Origin of the sequence: Paenibacillus sp. FSL H7-0756 (genome assembly GCF_038006765.1) — a bacterium.
Taxonomy (GTDB): Bacteria; Bacillota; Bacilli; order Paenibacillales; family Paenibacillaceae; genus Paenibacillus_AQ.
Genome location: NZ_JBBOVT010000001.1, coordinates 3,545,181 through 3,565,611, shown reverse-complemented (window position 1 = coordinate 3,565,611; position 20,431 = coordinate 3,545,181). Strand labels below are relative to the sequence as shown.

The window sequence follows — 20,431 nt, the reverse complement described above, 5'->3', positions numbered from 1 at the left end:
GGTCCGTATCTACTTATACCGGGCAGGTAACAAAAAGTTGCGGCATTACTTCAAATTTGCAGCACAAAAATCCAATCTTCCTATGTATATTCAACTTACCGTTATTTAAGGCTTGGTGTATGTAAATACTGAAAAAAATTCGCATATTTACAACTTTCATTCTTTTCAAGTCAGAAGAAAGGCAGCATTCTGCTTACAGGACAACACAGCCCGTCTCCACTTGTTCAGCAAGCGGTTACCTATACTTGGAAGGAATCTATAAACATACTTAACCCAGTATAGCACAGTTTCTAACAGGAGGAAATTAATAGACTTTGAGAGAAGCACAGACAGGCCGGTGAAAGCGGTGTTATTTTCTTTGAATAAAGTGTTGACAAAATGTAAACGGATACATATAATAAAAGTACAGTATGGTTTCTCTCCACTCCTATCCAAACACTACACGGTTCCAAGAAATTGTGAACTGTAACCGCTTATTATGTAAGCGGTCTTTTTTTTGTCCATTTTTGCGAACATTTGGGTGTTTACTGAGCGCTTGTTTACTGCTGGAGCGTGGGCATCACCCTAGAGAAAGCTGTTAGTGTTCAAAAAAAGAGCCTGGGCTTCTGGCCCCGGCTCTTTTTTTACATATATACGGTATAATCATTCTCCTGCAGCAGAACTCTGGCCCGCTCCATGTCATTCTCCTGGCGGAAAGATAAGCGCATGATCCCGGGAACATCCTCACGGCTCTCAATAATCTGCACGTTGCTAAGGTTGATACCCTGGTCGCCCAGCTCCGTAGCAATACGGCCGATAATGCCGGGGTGATCGGGAACATCAATATGCAGATCGAACAGCGGAGTGATCATTCCCTTGCGCCGCTCAGGCAGCTGGCTGCGGAATTGATTCGCCTCCTGGAAGGCTGACTCGATCCCTGCACCATCCCCGCTCTCCAGCAGATGGATGAACGAAGACACCTCATCGTTCCAATCCTTCAGCAGCCGCAGCATCACAGAGCGGTTATTCAGCAGAATATCGCGCCAGATGATCGGATCGCTCGAAGCAATGCGGGTAATGTCACGGAAGCCCCCTGCAGCCAGCGTGCTGTACAAGGAGTCCGAATGGTCATATGCATGAATCTGATTCACCAGGGCTACCGCAATAATATGCGGCAGATGGCTGATCGCTCCAACAATCTCATCGTGGCGCTCCGGATCAAGCCGGACAATCTGCGCTCTAGTATGTAGCAGGAGCGACTCCAGAGCCTGGTATGCCGCTTCAGGTACGCCTGGAGGGGGCGTAAGCACGTAGTACGCATTCTCAAACAGTAAGGAGGAGGCTGCCTCTACGCCTGAACGCTCCGATCCGGCCATGGGATGGCCTCCGATGAAATGTACACCGGGAATATCCAGTGCAAGGGCACACGCGGCGATGCTAGCCTTGGTACTGCCGACATCTGTAATGATGCAGCCCGGCTTCAGCGGCAGCCTGCTTAACCGCTGAAGATAGTCCTCAAGCATGCCAACCGGCACACACAGAAAAATATAATCCGCATCCAGTGCAGCTTCCTCTAGTGATAATGTCGCCTGATCAACCACACCTCTGCTCACATATTTGGCAGCAGATTCAGGGCGGTGGGCATGGCCAACAACGGTCACCCCCTCCTTGCCTTTGAAGCAAAGGGCTAGTGAGCCGCCGATCAGGCCGACACCGAAAATTGCTATTTTTGTCGTCATGTTCTTAGTACTACCTGCCTTCTGTGGTATCGTCAATCCAGCTTCTGAGCCTTTTGCGGTTATGCGCGAACTTCCTGCTCCTTCAGCGCTTGCTCCAGAGCAGCTACGAAGGCTGTGTTCTGCTCGGTGGAGCCGATGGTCACCCGCAGATAGGTCGGATACCGGTGGAAGCCTGTTCTGACGATGATTCCTTGGCGCAGCAGCGTATCAAAGACTTCAGCGGCCGGTTTGCGTACATCCACCATAATGAAGTTGCCGTGGGCCGGGAACGACGTCAGCCCGAGACGCGTGAATTCCGCCTGGAGCTGCACAATCCCTGCACTGTTAAGCGTACGGCACTGCTGCACATATTCCTGATCGGAAAGTGCCGCCACTGCAGCCACCTGAGCCAGGCGGGTCGTATTGAACGGCTCACGCACCTGATTAATCAGGGAAATGACCTGCTGGCTGGCTACACCATAGCCGATACGGAGCGCAGCAAGACCATAGATCTTGGAAAAGGTACGAAGGACTACCAGATTAGGATATTTGTCAATCAGCTGAATACCGTCAGTGTAGCTGAGATCGGTCACATATTCGTAGTAGGCCTCATCCAGGACTACCATCACGCCGGCAGGTACTGCATCCAGGAACGAAATCAGAGCATCCTCAGGCACAATGGTACCGGTCGGATTGTTCGGATTACAGATCCAGACGATCTTGGTCCGGTCAGTAATCTTCGCCAGCATCGCATCCAGATCATGCGTTCCGTCCTTAAGCGGGACTTCTATGGTTACTGCCCCTTCTATATCGGCATTGCTCTTATATACAGAGAAGGTCTGATCGGCCATAATCGTCTCGTCCCCGGGCAGGAAGAAGGCACGGGCAATCAGAGCAATAATCTCATCCGATCCGCATCCGAAAATAATACGGTCGCCCGCCACGCCCAGGTGCTTAGCCAGCGCTGCCGTCAGCTCCGCGGCAGAGCCGTCCGGGTATAAAAAGAGGTTATCCAGCTCCGCTACAATAGCGGCCTTTGCACTTGGTGCAGCCCCGTAAGGGTTCTCGTTGGATGCCAGCTTAATGACTTCGCTTAAGCCCAGCTCCTTCTTGACTTCTTCAATTGGTTTCCCGGGCTTGTAGACAGGAAGGTCAACAATATTCGGTTTTGGATTCATGGGTGATCCTCGCTCTCCAAAAGTTAATTAGGTCTTAATTGTGCCACAAATTCACGAATTTGCAACAGTCCGGCGCTTCTCGTCTGCGGCTGGGACAGCAGGGGAATAACCTCCTCCACCTTGCGGACAATGGCGCTGCCCACTACTACCCCATCACAGATCTTGGCAAAACGGGATACCTGTTCTCCAGTGGAGATTCCGAATCCTACAGCAATCGGCAGGTCCGTAGACCGGCGGACGGACGCAATGAACTCATCTACTCCGCTGTGGAAGCTAGAGCGTTCCCCGGTTACACCGAGCGAGGATACGCAATAGACAAAGCCGCTGGCGCCGGATACAATCCGGGCAATCCGTTCGCTGGAGGTCGGGGCCACGAGCGGAATGAGATTCACTCCGGCGGCATGGCTGCGTGCACGCATGTCTTCTGATTCCTCAATCGGCAGGTCGGGTATAATCAGCCCGCTGATCTCATGGGTATTCAGCTCCGCAAAAAACGTATCCAGCCCCATCTGCAGCACCGGATTATAATACGTGAACAGGATGAACGGCAGCCCGCTGCCTGCCTGCCTTGCTTTCAGCGCCGTCTCCATACAGGTGCGCAGATGAACCTTGCTGCGAAGCGCTCTAGCGGACGCCCGCTGGATAACCGGACCGTCGGCAAGCGGATCGGAGTATGGAACACCAAGCTCCAGGATATCCGCTCCTGCTGCCTCCAGCTCGGCAATAATATCCAGCGTAGTCTCAAGATCAGGATCGCCTACGGTAAGGAACGGAATAAGGGCAGTACGGCCTTCCGCCTTGAGCCGGTTAAACGCCAGGTCCATCCGGTTCGTCGTTTCAGTTGTCATTGCTGCTCCGCCCCTTCCGTATAAGCCATAATGGATTCGACATCTTTGTCGCCGCGTCCCGACAGGCAGATCACCACAATATCATCCTTGGTCAGCGTCTTGCCAAGCTTCACCACATGGGCAATGGCATGAGCCGATTCCAGGGCGGGAATGATGCCCTCCGTCACGCAGAGCAGCTTCAGCGCATCCAGCGCTTCCGCATCGGTCACCGGCACGTACTGGGCACGGTGAATGTCCTTGAGATAAGAATGCTCTGGCCCAACGCCCGGATAATCGAGTCCGGCCGATATGGAATGGGCCTCAATGACCTGTCCATGCTCATCCTGCAGCAGATAGCTCATTGAGCCCTGGAACACGCCATGGCTTCCCTTGCTCATGGTTGCTGCATGGAAGGGTGTGTCTACGCCTTTACCGGCAGCTTCAACACCGATCATCCCCACCTGCTCATCCTCCATGAACGGATAGAACATGCCGATAGCATTGCTGCCTCCGCCTACTGCGGCAACCAGCAGATCCGGCAGACGCCCTTCGGCCTCAAGGATCTGGCGGCGGGTCTCATCCCCAATAATCCGCTGGAAGTTACGGACCATCATCGGATACGGATGGGGACCTACCGCAGACCCAAGCACGTAGAACGTATCTTCTACGTTACTCACCCAGTAGCGGAGTGCCTCATTCCCGGCATCCTTCAGCGTTCTGGAGCCGGAGGTCACCGGAATAACCTCTGCCCCGAGCAGCTTCATCCGGAAGACATTGAGCGCCTGGCGGCGGGTATCCTCTTCACCCATGAACACCTTGCATTCCATACCGAGCAAGGCGGCTACCGTAGCTGTAGCTACTCCGTGCTGGCCTGCGCCGGTTTCGGCAATCACCTTGGTTTTACCCATCATTTTGGCCAGGATGCCTTGTCCGATCGCGTTGTTGATTTTGTGGGCGCCTGTATGATTGAGGTCCTCCCGCTTCAGATAGATCTTGGCTTCGCCAAGCTGCTTACTTAGCCGCTCTGCATAATACAGCGGGGTCTCGCGGCCCGAATACTGCTTGAGCAGATAATCTATTTCCTCCTGAAAGGCCGGGTCTGCCGAGAATTTATTATAAGCCTCTTCCAGCTCAATCAGTGCAGTCATCAAGGTCTCAGGAACGAAGCGGCCTCCAAAAGAACCAAAACGTCCATTTTTGTCCGGTACTTGTATCATGATTGCTTCACCCTTTCTACGAAAGCTGTCATTTTAGCAATGTCTTTACTGCCGTTACTCTCTACTCCGCTGGAGACATCCACGCCATAAGGGGCGTATCCGTCCAGCAGCTCGTTCACATTGTCCGGATGCAAGCCTCCGGCTATAAATAAAGGCAGCGCATGCTTCGCCGCCGCTTGCTGGTATAAGGGGATCTGCTCCCAATCAAAGGTACGGCCCGTTCCGCCGCTGTCCTGCGGATCATAGGTATCCAGCAGCAGCGCATCAATAGTGCCTGCATAGCTGTCCAGCAGAGTCTGAACCTCATCCCCCGCATCAGACCTGCGTCCGGCAACCGAAAGGGCCTTCCAGACCTTAACCTGGGGAAAAGCCGCCTTGACCTCCGCACAGAACTGCGGACTCTCTTGTCCATGAAGCTGCACAACATCCAGCGGTACCGTTCTCAGCAGCTCTGCCAGCTCAGAGAGTCCGGGGTTAACGAATACGCCTACCGGGCGGGGCGCAGGCTCAGACTTCCAGTTGCCCAGCTCCGCAATCAGCTCCGCAGCCACACCCGCGGTAACTCTCCGGCGGCTGGGTGCAAACACCAAGCCCACATAATCGAGCGGCAAACTATTCATAGATTTTAGCACTTCAACGCCCTGAAGTCCACAGATTTTTACGAGAGGTTCAGTCACGCTGCACACGATCCTTCCCGGCTGGAAGCGGACCGAGCAGCTGATGGATTGCCTGCTCTACATCCGGCTGGCGCATCAGGTATTCTCCGACCAGCACACCGGTTGCCCGTGTCTTGCGGAGATACGCAATATCCTCCGGCCCGGTAATCCCGCTCTCGCTGATTACGGGAAGACCGGCTGGCAGCAAGGCTGCCAGCTCCTCCGTAGCGGAGAGCGATGTTTCGAACGTTTTGAGATTCCGGTTATTGATGCCCAGCAGAACCCCGGGATGTTCAGCCTTACCAGTAGACAATACCGTCTCCAGTTCAGTGCGGTCATGGACCTCAATCAGGATATCGAGCCCAAGCGCGGCAGCGGTGTCCGTGAACTCGGCGAGCTGCTGCGGGGTCAGAATGGCCGCAATCAGCAGAATGGCATCTGCACCAAGCAGCCGGGCCTCATAGATCTGCTTCTCATCGATAATGAAGTCCTTGCGCAGCAGCGGAAGCTGCACAGCCTCTCTTACCTGCTGGAGATACACGCCGCTGCCCTGAAAATAATCCTTGTCCGTCAGCACGGACAGGCAATCCGCGCCTCCCGCTTCGTAACCCCGGGCAATCGTCACCGGATCAAAATCGGCCCGGATCAGCCCCTTGGACGGTGAGGCCTTCTTCACTTCAGCGATCAGCCCCATCTCCCGGTTCCGGCGTTCAGTCAGGGCACTGCGGAAGCCTCTTGTAGCAGGCAAACCTGCAATGGAGCGCTCCGCCGCAGCGAGCGAGAATTGCACGCTTAACGCTTCTACCTCTTTCACTTTCGTGGCAACAATCCGGTCAAGATACATAATCAAGCTCCTTTGTCATCGCTTTTAACTGTTCCAGCTTGCGTAGAGCCGCTCCTGAATCCACAACCTCTCTGGCACGGTCCACGCCTTCCTTAAGTGTATCGGCAAGACCGGCGACATAGATGCAAGCTCCGGCATTCGCCAGTACGATATCACGGTACGGATTGATATTACCCTCCAGCACGGTAGTGATAATCGCCGCATTCTCTGCGGCATCCCCGCCCATTACATCCTCCAGCGGATGCTGGCTGAGGCCAAGCTCCTGCGGTGTAATTACGTAGGTGGTGACGACGCCCTGCTTCAGCTCGGAGACCTGCGTCGGTGCCGAGATGCTGATCTCATCCAGGCCGTCCAGGCTGCTGACAATCATCGCCCGCTTGGAGCCCAGCTCACCCAGGACCTTGGCCACCGTCTCTGTCTTGTTACGGTCGTAGATGCCCATCAGCTGCCGGTCTGCTCCGGCCGGATTGGTCAGCGGACCCAGCATATTGAAGACCGTCCGCACACCCAGCTCACGGCGGGGAGCAGCGGCATGCTTCATGGACGGATGATAGATTTGAGCGAACAGGAAGCAGATGCCGATACTATCCAGACATTGCCGCGCCTGCTCTGCATTCAGATGAATATTGACGCCAAGCGCCTCCAGCACATCTGCACTGCCCGCTCTGCCGGACGCCGAACGGTTGCCGTGCTTCGCCACTCTTACAGAAGCAGCAGAAGAGATGATCGCCGAAGCTGTGGAGATATTGAATTTATGAATGCCGGAGCCGCCCGTGCCGCAGGTATCCAGCAGCTGGCTCCGCTCAGTAAGCACCTGTGTGCCGAAGCCGCGCATTGCCTCTGCGAAGCCGGTGATTTCTTCAACGGTCTCCCCTTTGATCCGCAGTGCGGTCAGCAGCGCACCGATCTGCGCCGGTGAAGCTGCACCTTCCATAATCGTGCCCATAATCTCGCGGGCCTGCGTACGGGTAAGATCCTTTCCCTCGATTAAACCGGCAATTCCTGATTGTAGTAACTGGCTTGCGTCCATGGTGGATGTCCTCCTAAAAGTTTTAAGTTTTATGGAGCATTCTCTGCTCTTCTGATCTCGTCTCTGCTAATTCCCGGCTCACGGGGTATATTCGTACATATAATCCTGGTTAATGACCTGCTTTTCCTTCACCTCGGCGGGGAACATTGCTTCCGCCATACGGATGGCCTTCAGCATTCCTTTGGCCTTGTTCACCGTCTCCTCATATTCCTTCTCCGGCACTGAATCCCAGACGATTCCTGCTCCGGCCTGCACGTAAGCACGGCCCTTGCGGAAAATAATCGTGCGGATGGTGATGCAGGAATCCATGTTCCCGGAGAAGCCGAGATAGCCGATCGCTCCGGCATAAGCCCCGCGGGCTTCCCGCTCCAGCTCGGCAATAATCTCCATCGCCCGCAGCTTTGGCGCTCCCGATACCGTACCTGCCGGAAGGCAGGAGAGGAACGCATCGAAGAAATCCTTATCCTCAGCCAGCGTTCCGGTCACATTCGAGACTAGATGCATAACATGCGAGTATTTCTCGATCTCCATGAACGTATTGCATTTCACGCTGCCGAATTTCGAGACCCGGCCCAGATCATTGCGGCCCAGGTCGACCAGCATCAGATGCTCCGCACGTTCCTTCTCGTCCTCAAGCAGCTCTGCGGCGAGCTGATGATCCTCAGCCGCGCTCGCTCCGCGCGGCCGGGTTCCGGCAATCGGCCGGGTCTCCACCCGTCCGCCATCCACCTTGACCAGCGCTTCCGGCGAGGTGCCGACGATGATCTCCTCATCCATTTTCAGATAATACATGTAAGGAGAAGGATTCAGAATGCGCAGCATCCGGTACACATGCAGCGGAGAGACCTCGGTCTCGATATGCATCCGCTGTGACAGCACCACCTGGAAGATATCTCCGGCACGGATGTATTCTTTGGCCTGCTCTACGTTGCTTATATACTGCTCCTTCGTGAGATTCGAGTGAATCTCTCCCAGCTCGATATCCTGCGGAATGCTGCGGCGGTTGACGTTCTCCTTCGGGCCTTCCTTTTGCAGCTCCTCTGCCAGATTCACTAAGCGGTTGCTCAGTTCCTCGTAATTGGCCCGGATATCCGAATCCGTATCGCCATCCTTAATATGAAGATTACCCACCAGCAGGATCTGCTGCTTCACATGATCGAAGACGATAATGCGGTCACAGAACATAAAGCGGATATCATCCATATTCAGGTCATCTACCGCATGTGCGGACAGCTTCTCGTAATACTGCAGAAGATCGTAGCCGAAGAATCCGATGGCTCCGCCTGTGAACGGCGGCATGCCGTCCAGCTTGGGACTGCGGTAGGAACGGAGCAGCGCTTTCAGCTCCTCGACAGGTTTGCCGGACAGCTGTTTTTTCTCGCCGCCGACCTCCACCTGGATCTGCCCCTTTTTGCCGGAGATCATCAGGAACGGATCACTGCCGATAAAAGAATAACGCGCCCACTGAATGCCGCCCTCTACACTCTCCAGCAAAAATGCGCGGTCCTGCTCGGCAAACCGCTGGAACAGCCGGATCGGCGTTTCCATATCAGCCAGCAATCTTGTTACAACAGGGATCAGATTATATTCGCGCGACAGCGACACCACTTCTTCAATGCTCGGATTCGTCACTTGGGTAACCTCCTAGGGGGATAACGGATAGGGTCCGAAATACAGAAAAACCTCTACCGGAGTAGAGGTTTGTTGATAGTCAGTATGTGAATAAGCACCTGGGACCGGCATGAACAAAGCCGAATGCAAGAGATTCCTCCATGGATACAGGGATAGCGCAGATGCAACTTATCATAAGTTACGGCTATACAGGTATGCCAAAAAAGAACACTGACAATCAAGGGTCTGCTCTGCTATAGGTCCTACACTCAGCTCAACTATACTCTACTCTACTCATTCTAAACTCTGCTTTACTCGGCTAACTTCACTATACATGATGACGGTAGTCATTGACAACCCCGTAACTATAATTATTACTTGCTCTGTGAGAGATCCGGGCGAAGCCGCTGGGCTTCATTCAGATACACATGCCGGATATCGCGCTGGGATTTGTCGGTATTCACCTGCACCATCAGGCGGATGCAATTCGGCAGGCTGCCCTTCACAGGGATCTCCACGGAACACATCAGCGGAACCATCTCCCAGCCTTCAATCTCACGGATCGCCCGTGCCGGGAAGGTTGCATCCAGATCGGTGGTCATCGTAATCCACACACTGCAGATATCCTCTGCGATCACATCATTGCGCTCCACAATCTCCCTCAGCAGGATCACCGTTTCACGTAAAATTTCCGTCTCTTCATTCTGGGTTACGGTTGTTGCACCGCGTATGCCCCGGTTCACCATGGGCTCCCCTCCTTCTTAAGCTGGGCTATGACCTCTGATACATCGCTTGCCTGCACATCACTGATGATGCTAACTTCACCAATGGCCTCCGGCACGATAAAAGTCATTCGGCCTTCCTTGAATTTCTTGTCATGCATCATCGCATCCATCAGCTCTTCCCCGCTATACTGCGAAGGAAGCCGGGTGGGCAGTGACAGGGCGGTAAGCATGGATACAGTATCCTCGTAGATCTGTCTGTCCCGGCCCAGCTTCGCTGCGAGCAGAGCAGATCCGGCCATCCCGATGGCAATCGCCTCTCCATGCAGGAAGGTTCCATAGCCGCCGACAGCTTCGATAGCATGTCCGATGGTATGGCCCAGATTCAGAATCGCACGCTGCCCGTGCTCGCGCTCATCACCGCCGATTACGTCCGCCTTGATGGCACAACCGCGTTCCAGCGCATATCCCAGCGCCTCTGGATTCAATGCCAGCAGCTCATCCGCATGCTCACGGCACCAGTAAGCGAACTCACGGTCCAGGATCAGCCCGTGCTTGACCACCTCAGCCAGGCCTGAAGCGACCTGCCGGGGTGGAAGCGTAGTTAAGGTATCCAGATCATATACCACCATAGAAGGCTGATAAAAGGCGCCCAGCATATTCTTGGCCAGCGGATGGTTAACGGCCACTTTGCCGCCTACGCTGCTGTCATGGGCGAGAATGGTCGTTGGAATCTGCATGAACCCGATTCCCCGCATATAAGATGCGGCAACGAAGCCAGCCAGATCCCCAACGACTCCCCCGCCAAGCGCCAGCACGGCTGAGCTGCGGTCCAGACCGCCTTGAATGGCGGTGGTAATAACTTCTTCATAGACAGCTAGAGACTTCGAAGCTTCACCTGCCTGAATGACATGGCTGATTACCGTATATCCGCTGCTGCGGAGGGAGGCCTCCACCTGCTCCAGATACAGCGGCGCTACTTCCGTATCACTCACCACCAGCAGCGGGCTGCGCTGCGCGAACCCCGCTTCGGTACAGCGTTCACCGATACTCTGCAGCAGACCGCTGCCGATATAAATCGGATAAGAACGTTCGCCTAAGTCAACAGTAATGCTGCGCATCCTAGTAGCTCTCCAGCTGGGCCAGGTAATTATTATAGTTCGCGCGGATCTCTTCCAGAGAGTCCCCGCCGAATTTGTCCAGGAACGCCTTGGCAATCTCCCAGGCTACTACACTCTCCAGTACGACACAAGCTGCCGGAACGGCACAGGCATCTGAACGCTCCACCTGGGCTGTGAACGGCTCCTTCGTATCGATATCCACACTCTGCAGCGGCTTGTACAGCGTCGGGATCGGCTTCATTACCCCTCTGACGACCACTGGCATTCCATTGGTCATTCCGCCTTCGAACCCGCCCAGCCGGTTGCTCGCCCGGTAGTAACCCTTCGAGGCTTCATACATAATCTCGTCATGGACCTGTGAGCCGCGCAGCTTCCCGGCTTCGAAGCCGATTCCGATCTCCACGCCCTTGAAGGCATTGATCGACATCACGGCTCCGGCGATGGCACCATCCAGCTTGCGGTCGGACTGTACATAACTGCCAAGGCCAATAGGCAGACCTTCGACAATACATTCCACAATCCCGCCGATGGAGTCGCCTTCTTCCTTGATCTTGTCTATGTAAGCCTCCATCTTCTGCTCCGTCTCCTTGTCCACTACCCGCACAGAGGATTCTTCAGTCCGGGCAATCAACTCATCGATAGGCAGATCGTTAGCAGGTGCTTCAATCTCTCCGATCCGGATGACTTGTCCGGCAATCTTCACCCCGAAGGCTGCAAGCAGCTGACGGGCTACTCCGCCTACGGCTACTCTTGCGGCCGTCTCACGGGCGCTGGAGCGCTCCAGCACGTTACGCAGATCGGTATGATTATACTTAAGTCCGCCGTTCAGGTCCGCATGACCGGGACGCGGACGGTTCACCCGGCGCTTCTCTTCGTCACTGCCCGGAATCGGCTCAATGTTCATAATGTTCTTCCAGTGTGTCCAGTCCTTGTTCTCCACAATGAGCGCTACAGGAGCTCCGGTAGTATAGCCGTGGCGTACACCGCCGGCAATCTGGGCAGTATCCTTCTCAATCTGCATCCGGCGTCCACGGCCGTAGCCCTTCTGTCTCCGGTGCAGCTGGAAATTAAGTTCTTCAAAGTCAAGTGTTAAATTACTGGGCAATCCCTCAATAATGGCAGTAAGCTGGGGGCCGTGCGTTTCCCCCGCTGTTAAATAGCGCAAACTCATGCTGCGTTCCCCCTTCACACTTTTGGACTGTAAACCGCTAAAATGTTAAATGTCTTTGCTTATTATAGTATAGGCTCTCCGCTTTGACAAGAAAGCAATAGCCCGGCCCGCTGCTTCCCGCTGAACAAAACAAGCGCCGCTCCTGCTCTTTCGAGTAGAAGCGGCGCTGCTGTGCTCCCCGTTCAGGAGCCTGTCTCCAGAGCGTCGCTGCCGGGTGCCGGAAGACGGCTGCCGGTTCTGCCCTCTTCCGCAGTAAGCAGGCTCTGGAGCTGCAGCTCCTCGATGCCGAGAATCTGCCCGCATTCGCGGACGGTGAGGAACCCCCGCCGGTACGCGGTGATGACCTTGCTTTTGTCCATCTGGGTTAACGACCTTTCACTTGGCGTTAGGTTTCTTCCTACTTCCCAGTATCACTGAAAAGCGCCTAAAGTATACCTTGCACCAAGCGAGCCCCCATTAGACTAAAGCTATTTCTTGCGGTAAAAGAAGGTTTCGGTCGACTCGAAGCCATACTGCGCCGGTGTAAAGATCTGCTCCGTGCTGCCCACGAACAGATAGCCCCCCGGACGCAGACTGGCCGAGAATTTATGATACAGCTTATTCTTGGCTTCTTCGGTGAAGTAGATCATGACATTGCGGCAGATAATCAGATCGAAGCCTTCGTCGAATTTATCCAGCAGCAAATTCTGCTTGCGGAAATCAATATTCTTCTTCAGTCCTTCACTGACCTTGAAGACCGGTCCTTCCGGTGTGAAATACCGGTCTGCCACATCTTTGGGCACATCCTTCAGGGAGCGCTCCAGATAGATTCCCTGCTTGGCTTTGGCCAGCGCCCCGTCATCAATATCTGTAGCCAGAATCCCGGTCTGGGCCAGAATATTCTTGTCTGAAAGAATCATCGCCAGCGTATAAGGCTCTTCCCCCGTTGAACAGGCGGCACTCCATAGCTTCAGTCTGCGGCCGGAACGCTGAAGATCCGGGAGAATCACATCCCGCAGCACTTCCCAGCGGTTCGGATTCCGCCAGAATTCGGAGACATTGATCGTCATGCGGTCCAAAAACTCATAGAACAGAGCCTTGTCCTTCATCATGGCCGCATAGAATTCGTTAAAGGTATTATAGCCGTTCTTCATACGGAGCGTAGTCAGCCGCCGCTTCATCTGTGCTTCCTTATACTGTGCAAGGTCAATGCCGGTGCTTTGTTTGATATTATGAATAAATCCGGTGTAATCAGGGTCCGGGGTTAATGAGGATTCTTCACGTTCAGCCATAATAATTCTCCTGTCTCCTGCCCGGATTTTACATCCAGGCTGCGATGTCTTTATGATACTGTGCCAGCTCATCCGGAGCGAAGAAATTGGCGATCTCACGTGCTGCACTGTCCGGTGAATCCGATCCGTGAATCAGATTAAGCGGAGTATGGCTGGCATAATCCCCGCGGATGGTGCCCGGCAGAGCCTCACCGACCTTGGTTTTGCCGATCAGCAGACGCGATAACGCGATGACATCATCGCCTTCCCATACCATGGCGAACACAGGGCCGGAAGTGATGAAGCTTACCAGCTCCGGGAAAAAATCCTTGCCGTCATGCTCTGCATAATGCTTCTTAGCCTGCTCCTCAGTCACGGTAATCAGCTTGGCAGCGACCAGCTTGAATCCCTTGTCTTCCAGACGGGCGACGATGCGCCCGATCAGTCCGCGCTGTACACCATCCGGTTTGATCATCAGATACGTTTGTTCCATAGAGTCACTCTCCAATTTCCCTTATTCTAAATGAATGGGCTGTTTATGGTCTGATATTATCAGAAACCCCGGCATCTGTGAACGTAAATTTGCAGTTGAGCTCTTATATTTTCAATAAGCCCGGCCGGTCACGAAAAAGGCGATATCGCGCAAATTGCGCTTCGTCCGGTTGCTGGGCAGCTGCTCCAGTGCATCCAGTGCCTTGGCGATATAGCGCGAAGCTAACTCCTCCGCACGGGAAATTCCGTCGCCGGAGAGAATCAGATCGATCGCGCGGCCCACCCCGCTATTTCCTTCACGAATCGCTTCAAGCTCTTCAAGCAGGCGGCTGCGGAGCCGCTCATCCTGCAGACTGTAGATGACAGGCAGAGTAATGTTCCCCTGCCGCATATCGCTTCCGGGCGGCTTGCCAATTTGCTTCTCCGTTCCGGAGAGATCGAGCAGATCATCACGGATTTGAAACGCCATCCCAACGTTATATCCGTAATTATAGAGGAGCCTGGCTGTTCCCGGCTCCGCATCTGCAGCCAGAGCGCCAAGCTGACAGCTGACGGCAATCAGCAGCGCTGTCTTCCGGCGGATTCTCCGCAGGTAATGGCGCACGCTCTGTCCGCTGTTGAAGAAGTCGCGGATCTGCTCCATCTCTCCGATGGACATCTCTACCATCGCTTTGGAGAGAATCTGATGAATCAGGGGATTCTTCAGCCCTGAAGTCATTACAAGTGCCTTGGCATAAATATAGTCACCGGTATACATGGCGATCTTGTCGCCCCATTTCGCCTTGACGGTTGGCTCTCCCCGCCGGAGTTCCGCATCGTCAATGACATCATCGTGGACCAGCGAGGCGCTGTGAATCAGCTCCAGCGGAATAGCGACGCGCTTCAGCTTTTCGAGATCATAGGTCCCGAATTTGCCGCCCATCAGAACGAATACCGGCCGGAGCCGCTTGCCCCCTGCTCTCAGCAGATGCAGCGAGGTCTCGCTCAGCAGTTCATCATCCCCCTGGACACTGCGGTACAGCTCTTTCTCAATCTGATCCATATCTTTGTTCAGCAAGCCGAATATTTGCAGTCGCTTCATTCTTTCACCCGTGTCAGCAGATTGTGGCTCCAAAGCTCCATCTTCACTTCCTGCGGCAGCAGGCCCATTTCATAGGCATAGCGGAAATAGAGGTTCAGACCTTCCTGCTGCCTTTCCCCAAAGTCATAACATAAATTACGGAAGTAATCTCTCCAATAGGCGGCCGTGCCCCCGATCGTGCAGCAGGCTTCGTGAATTACCGGTCCCAGATCATTCAGGCCGCGTCTCTTGCTCCGCTCGAAGGCTTCGGCAATCTCGGCAATAGCCTCAGGATTCCGGGCCGCAGCCTTGCGGTTGACTGCCCATACAGCAAAGGTCATACTATGGCCGGTCCATTCCTTCCACAGCCCGCCCAGATCCGTCACTTCATAGCCCTGATCCTGCCAGGAGGCGCGAATGGCATGGTCACCGATCAGGAGTCCGGCATCCGCCTGCTGCATCATGGTGTTCAGATCGGGATCGCTGCTAATATACTCCGGGCTGGCCCCTAAGGCCTTATGCATCAGAATCTTCAGCAGATTGACCGAGGTAGCTGAGGTGTTCGTCACGGCTATCGTTCCGCTGCCAAGCTGCTGTAGCGGCTTTTTGGAGAAGAGAAATATCGACCGCACCGGACCGTCCGCGCTGACGGACAGACCTGGCAGCAGCAGCAGCCGGTCGCTGGATGCAGCGTAAGCAAAGGAGGATAAAGCCCCAACGTGAATATCTCCTGCTGCCATGCCCCGGTTAAGCACGGCAGGCACCTCACTCACCATTTCAGCAGGAAAGCTTAAAGCAGAGGGATCGAAATAATGATAGACCGGCCATGAATTGGTGTAGCTGATTTTGCCGATGACGGTGTGTTCCAGATCTGTCATCCTTCATCCCCCCATCTGCGAAATAAAGCATGCTCTATCCCGAAGCTGTCAAGCACCTTACCGACCATGAAATTAATCAGATCATCCATAGTGGCAGGACCGTAATAGAACGCTGGCATTGCCGGAATCAGCTTGACGCCCATCCGCGACAGCTTCAGCATATTCTCCAGGTGAATCGCATGCAGCGGTGTCTCCCGGGGCACCAGAACGAGCGGACGCCCTTCCTTCAGCATGACATCCGCAGCCCGCGTCATCAGATTATCCGAGCTGCCATGTGCTACTGCAGACAGTGTTCCCATCGAGCAGGGCATAATAATCATCCCCTCTGTCCGGAAGGAACCGCTGGCAATCGAAGCACCGATATCCTGTACCGGGTGATACAGAAGAGAACCGGGATAGCTGCCGAACTGCTCGTTCAGCAGGCCTTCCCGGTCAGTTACAGCATAACCCAGCTCCTCCTTGAAGACACGCCAGCCCGCATTACTGACAACCAGATGTACTGTATAATCGAGGGACAGGAGTGTCTCTGTCAGCCGGATGCCGTAGATCGCACCGCTCGCACCAGTAATGCCAACCACGAAGTTCTTTGGCTTATGTTCGGTCATTTGTAGAACTGCACCACCAGGTCAATCAGAGTAAAGGAAAAGACCACAATGCTAAGTACACCATTCATGGTGAAGAAGGCGGTCTGCAGCTTGCTTAGATCACCTGGAGACACAATGTAGTGCTCATAGAACAGTATAATGTAAGCAATCACCATGCCGGCCACATACCACCAGCTCAAATCGGTGATGAACAAGAGAGAGATGAAGCCCAGTGCTGTCAACAGGTGAAAGACCTTGGCAATCCCCAGCGCACGCGCCACCCCGAAGCGCACCGGAATCGAATACAGCCCTTCCTTGCGGTCGAAGTCCACATCCTGGCAGGAGTAGATGATATCAAAGCCTGCTGTCCAGAATACGATCGTGAAATAGAAGATCATAGCGGTCAAATCTACCGTTCCTGTAACCGCAACCCACCCGCCGAGAGGTGCAAGGGCAATCGTAAGCCCGAGAATCAGGTGGCAGGCCCAGGTAAAGCGTTTGGTGAAGGAATAGAGGACCAGCAGAAAAACAGCAATCGGCAGCAGCTTGGCTGACAGAGGATTGAGCTTGAAGGCTGCCCAGAACAGCAAAAAGAACGAGAACGCGATGAACAACGATACCTCTCCAACCTTCAGTAATCCTGCCGGAATGGCTCTTCCCGCTGTCCGGGGATTCTTCGCATCACTGATCCGGTCGATCAGCCGGTTAAGCCCCATGGCCGCGCTTCGTGCGCCGAACATGGCAACAACCACCCATCCGATCTGGCTCCAGGAGGGCAGTTCTCCAAACATGACTACCGAACCAAGCAAAGCCCCCATAAAAGCAAAGGGTAAAGCAAAAACTGTGTGCTCAAATTTAATCATTTGTAGAAAAATACCGATTTTCTTAAACATTACAGTTCTCCTTGAGTCCAAGATGTAACGCCGCGATGCCACCGTTCAAGGGGAACGATTCCACTTTTGTAAGTCCGGTATCCCGGAAGATCTCCTCTAATTGCTTCCTGTCCGGGAAGAGTGCCAGTGATTCAGGAAGCCATTTATATTGCTCATACCGCTTGGCGAACAGTCTGCCGAGCAGTGGAAGCACACGCTGGAAATAAAAATAATAAATACCTTTGAACGGCTGCTTCATCGGCTTCGACAGCTCCAGGCATACCACCATACCGCCGGGCTTCACCACGCGCTTCATCTCGCCCAGCACCTGAACGGGATCAGGCACATTACGGAGTCCAAAGCCGATCGTCGCGTAATCGAAGGAGTTATCACCGAACGGCAGCTCCATCGCATTCCCCTGAATCAGGGAGATCCGGTCCTGCAGTCCGCGCGCTTCCACCTTGCGCCGTCCCACCTCCAGCATGCCTGCGCTGAAGTCCAGCCCCATAACATTTCCGGTCTCGCTCGCATCCGCGAGGGCAATGCTCCAGTCGCAGGTACCGCAGCACAGGTCCACTGCCGAGTCCCCGCGCTTCATGCCCATCTTGCGCATGGTGAACTTCCGCCAGGCCTTATGGCGCCGGAAGCTCAGAATATCATTCATCAGATCATATTTGCCGGCAATGCTCTCAAATACCGAATGGACAAATTGCTCCTTCGGCTTCTCGCCTTGCGCGCCTGTTACGGTAGCTTTATCTACTGTCATTCTCTAACCCTCCACGGCAGCTTGTCCGGAAATTTTCATTTGCAGAAGCAGGCGGTCCAGTGCTGATCTAAGCTGACCCGCCAGTTCCTCGTCCCTGATGCTCTGCAATAACGACTGAATGGACGCAAGCGAACTATGCAGCTTGTCCGTCAGCAGTGTATCACATTTGCACCTCAGCTTCAGCTTCTGCCAGTCCTTGGGGTCCAGAGTCTGCCCCTTAAGCTGCTGACGCTCCTCTTCGGTCGCCGACTCCATCACTTTCCAGTAAGCATAGCCCGTAAGCGCACTTGCCGGAGCTGCCCCCCGGCGCAATTCCTGGGCTGCCGTCTCACACTGGCTGAATTCGGCGAGCAGCTTCTGCCAGATGTCTCTCAGGGACGCTTCAATCATTGGTGTAAAAGAAAGAAACAGCCTCATATTGAGCTGTACCGTGTGCTTCAAGTATTGTTCAGCCGGGACAAGCGTTCCGCTCATCTTGCCGTAAAGATTGGCCTTCATCACATTGAAATCAGCGATAGCCGTGCTGAGCGTGCCCACCATTTCAATCTGACCGTGCTTCGCAAGCAGATGGTAGAACCAGCTGCTGAAATAATCACCGGCCAGAACCTTCAGCTGGCGGGTGCGCATCATATCACCGCCGGGCTCTTCATGATTCCGGTCAATGCTCTCATGGGTATCCAGTCCAAGCTGGACGAGTCCGGTCACCAGGGTGAACAGCTCTCCCTGCTGGAAGTCTGCCCCCCGGCCTCTGCCGAGAAAAATATATAACAAATGACCCCGCCCGTCTGAGAACGGCGGCAGTTCCGTATGCCGCTGAATCATATCGTAGTCGGTGTAGGGTTTAGCCAGTTGCGGTATGCGGTACGGTTTCATTTTAGCCTCCGAAGCCATTGACGTTTGTCAAAATGATTTGTTCACAATCTTGTCTATTATATCACATGTTTTTTTGTCACGCACGAGTGAAGCCTTCTAGTTTCAATTACCCGGTTCAGGGATAAATGAACTGTTTTTTCCACAGCTCGCTTTCGCTAATGCGGAAGCCGTTCTTCAGGTAATCGGGAAGAGGCGAATTGCCTGCGTTCTCCAGCGCCTCCTGCAGCAGAGGGGTCCACTCGCTGCGGCGGAAATCCCCCGCAAGAAGCAGGCGGCGGGTATCCAGCCACTGATCCTCTGCCACCACACGCAGCAGCAGCTGGTCCACGTTCGAGGTCTCCTGAATCGCGAACCCGATTGCCAGAGCCATGTTGCGGTACAGTTCCTGAGGTTCATGGACATCACCGTTCACCTTGAGATCCAGCGACAATACCCCGTTCTCCCAGCCAGCCTTATCAATCATCAGACTCAGCGGAATCTCACTGAGCGCATCTACCAGATTGTCATTCTCCAGCACCAGGCCCTTCGGGCCTATAGTCTCTACTGCGCTATACTTGCTCTGGGCAGTTAGAACGTTGCCGGCCAGTTGCGGCAGCAGCAGGGTAGTAGCTGCACTAAGCAGCAACGCCGTTCCGATCAGCCAGCTCCGGTTCATAACATGCCCCCTTCTCATAGTTTCCGCTGCTATGCAGGATTATACGGCACCGCAGAGCGGCCCATATCTAGTTATATTTTGAAAAAAAGCAGGCTATGCCTGCTTTTCAGCTTTCACTCTCTAATTGTCCGTGTTTGCTCCAGATTTCAGCCTTGCCGCGGATTTTCATTGCTGAGGTGTGATCGGTGAATTGGGCAATGAGCACCTCGCCTTTGTCCAGCTTCTCCGTATGGTGAAACCGTGTGTCCAGCCCTCTGGTCAGCCCGATGACCTGAACACCGTTCTCCTTAGCCTTGACTACGATATAGTCGCTGCCGGACGGTGCAGGATTCACTTCATTCTTCTTCTCAGTCATTGTAATCCTCCTCAACGTTTATGAGCCTCTCAAAAACAAATGCCGCCTTGGAAGGCGGCATCGTTGGTATTCAAGGACTATGGGGCAGATATGTAGAAATCTTTATTTGATTCCGTCTTTCAGCGCTTTACCGGGTTTGAACGCCGGTACTTTGCTTGAAGGAATTTCGATTTCTTCACCAGTCTGCGGGTTGCGGCCTTTACGTGCGGAACGTTCACGCACTTCAAAGTTTCCGAAGCCAACCAGCTGAACCTTATCGCCGCTTTGCAGTGCACCTGTGATTGCTTCAAAAACGGCATCTACCGCTTTCGTAGCGTCTTTTTTGGGAAGTTCAGTTGCTTCTGTAACTACGTTGATCAAATCTGATTTATTCATGTCTTCTCACCTCCCTGGTTAAAAGTTCCGGTATCATACACTCTTTCCGTTTCAACGTAAAATATACGTGATAATCCCGTTTATTACTAGGGTACTGGCACCTCTCTTCTAGAAGCGCAACAAACTTATAGTAATACAGCCCAACCATAATATCAAGGCGTTCCTCAAAAAAGGAGCAGAAAGTAGCAATTTTCCTT

Annotated in this window: 23 protein-coding genes; all 23 read right to left on the bottom strand. The window is 53.9% G+C overall.

What is annotated here, in order from left to right:
• Positions 1-623 precede the first annotated feature (623 nt).
• The 23 genes from NST04_RS15600 to NST04_RS15490 all read right to left on the bottom strand — a co-directional run bounded on the left by NST04_RS15600 (position 624) and on the right by NST04_RS15490 (position 20,234).
• Positions 624-1,718, bottom strand: a complete 1,095-nt coding sequence (locus tag NST04_RS15600; protein WP_341184976.1) for a prephenate dehydrogenase — start codon at positions 1,716-1,718, stop codon at positions 624-626.
• 59 nt (positions 1,719-1,777) lie between these two features.
• Entirely contained in the window at positions 1,778-2,875 is a 1,098-nt protein-coding gene (gene hisC, locus NST04_RS15595; protein ID WP_341184975.1) for a histidinol-phosphate transaminase, read from the bottom strand.
• Between the two features lie 23 nt (positions 2,876-2,898).
• Positions 2,899-3,723, bottom strand: coding sequence for a tryptophan synthase subunit alpha (gene trpA, locus NST04_RS15590; RefSeq protein WP_341184974.1), 825 nt, complete (start codon positions 3,721-3,723; stop codon positions 2,899-2,901).
• Positions 3,720-4,919: a tryptophan synthase subunit beta gene (gene trpB, locus NST04_RS15585; RefSeq protein WP_341184973.1), complete on the bottom strand. Its 1,200-nt coding sequence runs from the start codon at positions 4,917-4,919 to the stop codon at positions 3,720-3,722. The genes trpA and trpB overlap by 4 nt, the downstream gene beginning before the upstream one ends.
• Complete coding sequence (locus NST04_RS15580) at positions 4,916-5,596, bottom strand: phosphoribosylanthranilate isomerase (RefSeq protein WP_341184972.1); 681 nt, start codon at positions 5,594-5,596, stop codon at positions 4,916-4,918. Before NST04_RS15580 ends, trpB begins: the two co-directional genes overlap by 4 nt.
• A complete protein-coding gene (gene trpC / locus NST04_RS15575) occupies positions 5,589-6,419 on the bottom strand; it encodes an indole-3-glycerol phosphate synthase TrpC (protein ID WP_341184971.1) in 831 nt (276 codons plus the stop codon). Before trpC ends, NST04_RS15580 begins: the two co-directional genes overlap by 8 nt.
• A complete protein-coding gene (gene trpD, locus NST04_RS15570; RefSeq protein ID WP_341184970.1) occupies positions 6,409-7,449 on the bottom strand; it encodes an anthranilate phosphoribosyltransferase in 1,041 nt (346 codons plus the stop codon). Before trpD ends, trpC begins: the two co-directional genes overlap by 11 nt.
• A gap of 78 nt (positions 7,450-7,527) precedes the next feature.
• Entirely contained in the window at positions 7,528-9,081 is a 1,554-nt protein-coding gene (trpE, locus tag NST04_RS15565; RefSeq protein WP_341018336.1) for an anthranilate synthase component I, read from the bottom strand.
• A 353-nt stretch (positions 9,082-9,434) separates the two neighbouring features.
• Positions 9,435-9,806 (bottom strand): chorismate mutase, encoded by a 372-nt coding sequence (gene aroH / locus NST04_RS15560; RefSeq protein WP_036698124.1) that lies wholly within the window; start codon positions 9,804-9,806, stop codon positions 9,435-9,437.
• On the bottom strand, positions 9,800-10,903 hold the full coding sequence (gene aroB, locus NST04_RS15555) for a 3-dehydroquinate synthase (RefSeq protein WP_341184969.1): 1,104 nt from the start codon (positions 10,901-10,903) through the stop codon (positions 9,800-9,802). Before aroB ends, aroH begins: the two co-directional genes overlap by 7 nt.
• Before the next feature lies 1 nt (position 10,904).
• Positions 10,905-12,074, bottom strand: a complete 1,170-nt coding sequence (gene aroC, locus NST04_RS15550; RefSeq protein WP_340752883.1) for a chorismate synthase — start codon at positions 12,072-12,074, stop codon at positions 10,905-10,907.
• 182 nt (positions 12,075-12,256) lie between these two features.
• Positions 12,257-12,433, bottom strand: a complete 177-nt coding sequence (locus NST04_RS15545; protein ID WP_341150924.1) for a hypothetical protein — start codon at positions 12,431-12,433, stop codon at positions 12,257-12,259.
• 108 nt (positions 12,434-12,541) lie between these two features.
• Entirely contained in the window at positions 12,542-13,345 is an 804-nt protein-coding gene (locus tag NST04_RS15540; RefSeq protein WP_036727302.1) for a CheR family methyltransferase, read from the bottom strand.
• Between the two features lie 28 nt (positions 13,346-13,373).
• Positions 13,374-13,817, bottom strand: a complete 444-nt coding sequence (gene ndk, locus NST04_RS15535) for a nucleoside-diphosphate kinase (RefSeq protein ID WP_036727303.1) — start codon at positions 13,815-13,817, stop codon at positions 13,374-13,376.
• A 111-nt stretch (positions 13,818-13,928) separates the two neighbouring features.
• Entirely contained in the window at positions 13,929-14,897 is a 969-nt protein-coding gene (locus tag NST04_RS15530) for a polyprenyl synthetase family protein (RefSeq protein WP_341184968.1), read from the bottom strand.
• Complete coding sequence (locus NST04_RS15525) at positions 14,894-15,754, bottom strand: menaquinone biosynthetic enzyme MqnA/MqnD family protein (protein WP_341184967.1); 861 nt, start codon at positions 15,752-15,754, stop codon at positions 14,894-14,896. The genes NST04_RS15530 and NST04_RS15525 overlap by 4 nt, the downstream gene beginning before the upstream one ends.
• The gene (locus NST04_RS15520; protein WP_341184966.1) at positions 15,751-16,359 is read right to left on the bottom strand and encodes a UbiX family flavin prenyltransferase; all 609 of its coding nucleotides are present in this window, start codon (positions 16,357-16,359) and stop codon (positions 15,751-15,753) included. The genes NST04_RS15525 and NST04_RS15520 overlap by 4 nt, the downstream gene beginning before the upstream one ends.
• Positions 16,356-17,231 (bottom strand): UbiA-like polyprenyltransferase, encoded by an 876-nt coding sequence (locus tag NST04_RS15515; protein WP_341184965.1) that lies wholly within the window; start codon positions 17,229-17,231, stop codon positions 16,356-16,358. The genes NST04_RS15520 and NST04_RS15515 overlap by 4 nt, the downstream gene beginning before the upstream one ends.
• Positions 17,224-17,976, bottom strand: coding sequence for a demethylmenaquinone methyltransferase (locus tag NST04_RS15510; protein WP_341184964.1), 753 nt, complete (start codon positions 17,974-17,976; stop codon positions 17,224-17,226). The genes NST04_RS15515 and NST04_RS15510 overlap by 8 nt, the downstream gene beginning before the upstream one ends.
• A 3-nt stretch (positions 17,977-17,979) precedes the next feature.
• The gene (locus NST04_RS15505; RefSeq protein ID WP_341184963.1) at positions 17,980-18,849 is read right to left on the bottom strand and encodes a heptaprenyl diphosphate synthase component 1; all 870 of its coding nucleotides are present in this window, start codon (positions 18,847-18,849) and stop codon (positions 17,980-17,982) included.
• A gap of 115 nt (positions 18,850-18,964) precedes the next feature.
• Positions 18,965-19,504 carry a hypothetical protein gene (locus NST04_RS15500; protein WP_341184962.1) on the bottom strand — a complete coding sequence of 180 codons (540 nt, stop codon included), beginning with the start codon at positions 19,502-19,504 and terminating at the stop codon, positions 18,965-18,967.
• 106 nt (positions 19,505-19,610) lie between these two features.
• Positions 19,611-19,859 (bottom strand): trp RNA-binding attenuation protein MtrB, encoded by a 249-nt coding sequence (gene mtrB / locus NST04_RS15495; RefSeq protein WP_051478165.1) that lies wholly within the window; start codon positions 19,857-19,859, stop codon positions 19,611-19,613.
• 102 nt (positions 19,860-19,961) lie between these two features.
• Positions 19,962-20,234, bottom strand: a complete 273-nt coding sequence (locus tag NST04_RS15490; protein ID WP_019909963.1) for an HU family DNA-binding protein — start codon at positions 20,232-20,234, stop codon at positions 19,962-19,964.
• Between the last annotated feature and the right edge of the window lie 197 nt (positions 20,235-20,431).